The sequence below is a fragment of the Sphingomonas sp. FUKUSWIS1 genome (assembly GCF_000733135.1).
In the GTDB taxonomy this organism is placed as follows: Bacteria; Pseudomonadota; Alphaproteobacteria; order Sphingomonadales; family Sphingomonadaceae; genus Sphingomonas; species Sphingomonas aerolata.
In genome coordinates, this window is sequence record NZ_JPJC01000164.1 from 1 (window position 1) to 1,808 (window position 1,808).

The 1,808-nt window shown below is 67.8% G+C and carries 2 protein-coding genes; both read right to left on the reverse strand.

Annotation, left to right across the window (positions count from 1 at the left end; all coding sequences use genetic code 11):
• On the reverse strand, positions 1-950 hold a 950-nt coding region (locus sphsw_RS10490), incomplete at its 3' end, for an ATPase domain-containing protein (RefSeq protein WP_031440576.1).
• Between the two features lie 170 nt (positions 951-1,120).
• Positions 1,121-1,808 (reverse strand): DUF885 domain-containing protein (locus sphsw_RS20415; RefSeq protein WP_042467037.1); only part of this gene is annotated, 688 nt, incomplete at its 5' end.

A 1,808-nucleotide genomic window follows, 5' to 3' on the forward strand; every position in this document is an offset into this window, starting at 1 on the left:
AACACGCGCTCGGTCTCGTCGAAGCTGACGAACAGCGCCTTTTCCCCGCGTTCGAGTGCGGCGAAGACATATTGCAGCGACAGCGTCGTCTTGCCCGATCCCGACGGCCCGATGATCAGCGTCGTCGTCCCGTAATCCAGCCCGCCGCCCGACAGCGTGTCGAGCTCGTCGATCCCGCTCGACGCCAGCCGGTCGACGAAACCCGTATCGGGATGCGCGACCGCGGTCAGCCGCGGAAAGATCTGCAGCCCGCCGCGCCGGATCACGAAGTCGTGGAAGCCGCCGCGAAACGCGCGCGCGCGCATCTTGTAGACGCGCAGCCGCCGCCGCTCGGATCCATAGGGCAGCGCGATCTGTTCGAGCCGGACGACGCCGTGCGCCAGGCTGTGCAGGCTGAGATCGTCCTCGGTCTGTGTCAGATCGTCGAGGAACAGCGCGGTGCAGCCGCGCTGCGCGAAATAATGCTTGAGCGCGAGCAGCTGCCGGCGGAACCGCAGCGGCCCCTGCGCGAGCAGGCGGATCTCGGACAGGCTGTCGAACACGATCCGCGTCGGCTCGACCTTGCTGACCGCCTCCATCACCATGTTGACCGTCTCGCCGAGTTCGAGATCGGACGAATAGACGATCGACTGTTCGCGATCGACATCGAGGCTGAGTTCGGGCGGCACCAGTTCGAAGATGTCGACCCCGGTCATGTCCCAGCCATGCGTCCTGGCGACATGGAGCAGCTCGTCGCGGCTTTCCGACAGCGTGATGTACAGGCACCGCTCGCCCGCATCGCGCCCGGCGAGCAGGAACTGCAGCCCGAGCGTCGTCTTGCCCGACCCCGGCTCGCCCTCGATCAGGTGGACGCGGTTATACGCATAGCCGCCGTCGAGGATATAGTTCAGCGGGTCGAGGCCGGTCGATACGACGCTCCCGTCGGAGGGTGATGACGGTTCTTGGCGCACGCGACATTTCTCCAGGCCAGTCCGGGCGCCGCGCCGGACCATGTCCGGTTCGAGAGCCCCGGCCCAACAACCCCCCGGCAACGCACAAGTTTCCGCTGCGGAATTTTTGCAAAAGTCACCGCGGTCCGGCCGCGTCGGCGGGGGGGCGGCGGGCTGGAGGACTGGGGGGCCTAAGCCCCCGCCCCCGTCCGCCGCACCACGCGTTCGAGGATCGCGAGCGGCATCGCCCCCTTCAGCAGCACCGAATGGAAGCCCTTCGGCGTGTACCCCGGCCGCGTCTTCGCCTCGTCGCGCAGGCGGGTCCAGACGGTGTGGCCGATTTTGTAGCTGCACGCCTGGCCGGGCCACACCGTGTAGCGGTCGATCTCGCCCTGGCTGCGGCCGCGCGCGATCCCCGTCGTCGCGATCAGGTAATCGGTCGCCTTTTCGCGGCTCCAGCGTTTCGCGTGCATCCCGCTGTCGACCACCAGCCGCGTCGCGCGGAACAGCAGCGACTGGAGATAGCCGACCTGCCCCAGCGGATCGCCCTCGTACATTCCCATCTCGTCGGCGAGCTGTTCGGCATAGAGCGCCCAGCCCTCCGAATAGCCGCTGAAGAAGCCGCGCCGGCGGATCAGCGGAATCTGCTCGCTCTCGAGCGCGAGGCTGACTTGGAGATGATGCCCCGGCACCGCCTCGTGATGCGTCAGCGTGGCGAGCCCGAATTTGGGCCGGTCGAACGTGTCGCGCAGGTTGATATAGTAGATCGCCGGTCGCGACCCGTCGAGCGAGGCGTTCTGGTAATAGCCGCCCGGTGCGCCCGCCTGAATCGTCGGCGGCACGCGGCGCACCTCGACCGGCGCCTTGGGCAGGCTCGCG